Here is a 1,676-nt window from a genome sequence, read left to right on the forward strand (position 1 = left end):
TTGCAAGCAAGCTTCCCACAGCGGCTCTGTAAAAAAGCTGTGGGAGACCAGCTTGCTGGCGAATGGTATCGCGCCTACCGCCTCCATTTCCCCGGCGTTACGCCGAAGGTGTCGCGGAAGGCGGCGATGAAGGCGCTGACGTTGTCGTAGCCGAGTTCCAGGGCGACGGTGGTCACCGGGGCATCGCCGGCCAGCCGCTCCAAGGCGCGCAAGAGCCGGGCCCGTTGCCGCCATCGCTGAAAGCTGAGACCGGTCTCCTGGGGGAAGCGTCGTGACAGCGTGCGTGCCGAAAGCCCGGCCCAATGTGCCCATTCGCTTTGGTCGCGCCGGTCCGCCGGATCGTCCAGCAGGGCACGGGCGATTTTCAGTAAGCGTGGATCGGTGGGCATGGGCAGCCCCAACGGCGCTTCCGGCAACGCACGAATCTCGGCGGCGATGACCGCCGCCAGCGGATCCTGCCGCCGGTCCCAGCTTTGAAGGCTCCAACTGGCAGCGCGTTTCACCGCCTCCATCAACAGCCCGGATACCCGCACTGTACAGGGCTTCTCCGGCAGTCCCGCGCACAGATCCTCACGCATCAGTAGCGCCCAGCCATCGAACCGGCCATGGGGATCGATACCATGCTCGCAGCGCGGAGGAATCCAGATCGCGTGAACCGCCGGCACCACCCACAGGGTGGCACCGGTCCGTACCGTCAGCAGACCGTCGATGGCGCCGCAGAGCTGCCCTTCGTCATGGCTGTGCACGCCGGCTACCCGAGCCTCGCGTTCGGCGTCCCGCTTGCTCCAGACACGGACCACCAGTGGCCCGGGAAAGGCGGGGAAAGAGCCGCTGCCAGAGGTTAAAGCCATGATGGCGAGTTTCCGTTATTGAATGACCTTCATACCGTATTTCAGACAGGCGCATGGCGCTAGTCTGTTTCTACCCCCCTGTTCCCGCCCTTTTACTGGAAGGATTTAACCATGCGAGCCAATGACATCTTGCCCGACGAGCAAAGCACCCTGAATCTCGACGGTGTCACCATCCGCAAGGGATCGGTGGGGGCGTTTCTCGCCAACGCCCGCCAATGGCTGGACCCGGACACGCCGGAGCCAGCGCGCCGGGAAGCGGAGCGTGATCTGGCCGAGTTACTGCCGGCGCTGGACGCGTTGGGTCTGTTCGACATTCTGCAGGTGCGCCAACCCAGCCTGCGCCAGTGGCTGGATGACCTGAGGGAGGGGCGATAATGACGTTGGACGACTTCGAGATTCATGATATCAGCACTTTTCCCATCGTGCGTTTCTTCCCCGAATCACTGCCTGAGGGCTATGCCCTACGCTGGGAGGAGGAGATGGATGCTCTGATTACCCAGCCGGAACCTTTCGTGGTGCTGCTGGGCAACGCCGAGGCGGCACAGGAAGCTCACCAGGATCGTAAGCGCCGCACCCTGTGGCTCAAGCGCAATCGGGATGCTCTGGCACGGGCCTGCAAGGGCATGGTCGGCGTGCAGCCCAACGCGGCCAAGAGGCTGGTGATGCAAACCCAGAGCGCGGCCCTGGCCGGACTGTTCAATGTGCCACTACGGGTAGTCGCCAGCGAGGAAGAAGCGGAACGGTTGGGGCGGGTGTTTTTGTCGGAGTGAGGGGCGCTGCTCGAATCGCCCCTTCGGCGTTGGCGCGTTCGCTTGCAAGCAAGCT

At 63.8% G+C, this 1,676-nt stretch carries 3 protein-coding genes; 2 read left to right on the forward strand and 1 reads right to left on the reverse strand.

Annotated elements, in window-relative coordinates:
* Window positions 1-74: 74 nt before the first annotated feature.
* Window positions 75-851: an AraC family transcriptional regulator gene (locus A6D6_RS21590; RefSeq protein ID WP_133492599.1), complete on the reverse strand. Its 777-nt coding sequence runs from the start codon at window positions 849-851 to the stop codon at window positions 75-77.
* A 111-nt stretch (window positions 852-962) separates the two neighbouring features.
* On the opposite strand from A6D6_RS21590, the gene A6D6_RS21595 reads away from it, so the two are divergent.
* Together A6D6_RS21595 and A6D6_RS21600 are read left to right on the forward strand one after the other, a co-directional pair.
* A complete protein-coding gene (locus A6D6_RS21595) occupies window positions 963-1,226 on the forward strand; it encodes a hypothetical protein (RefSeq protein ID WP_133492600.1) in 264 nt (87 codons plus the stop codon).
* The gene (locus tag A6D6_RS21600) at window positions 1,226-1,621 is read left to right on the forward strand and encodes a GntR family transcriptional regulator (protein ID WP_236564212.1); all 396 of its coding nucleotides are present in this window, start codon (window positions 1,226-1,228) and stop codon (window positions 1,619-1,621) included. Before A6D6_RS21595 ends, A6D6_RS21600 begins: the two co-directional genes overlap by 1 nt.
* Window positions 1,622-1,676: the final 55 nt, after the last annotated feature.

Source organism: Alcanivorax xiamenensis, assembly GCF_009846745.1.
In the GTDB taxonomy this organism is placed as follows: domain Bacteria; phylum Pseudomonadota; class Gammaproteobacteria; order Pseudomonadales; family Alcanivoracaceae; genus Alloalcanivorax; species Alloalcanivorax xiamenensis.

Coding starts and splice junctions, on each gene's coding strand:
- A6D6_RS21590 (WP_133492599.1), bottom strand. CDS start 851: ATGGCTTTAACCTCTGGCAGCGGCTCTTTCCCCGCCTTTCCCGGGCCA.
- A6D6_RS21595 (WP_133492600.1), top strand. CDS start 963: ATGCGAGCCAATGACATCTTGCCCGACGAGCAAAGCACCCTGAATCTC.
- A6D6_RS21600 (WP_236564212.1), top strand. CDS start 1,226: ATGACGTTGGACGACTTCGAGATTCATGATATCAGCACTTTTCCCATC.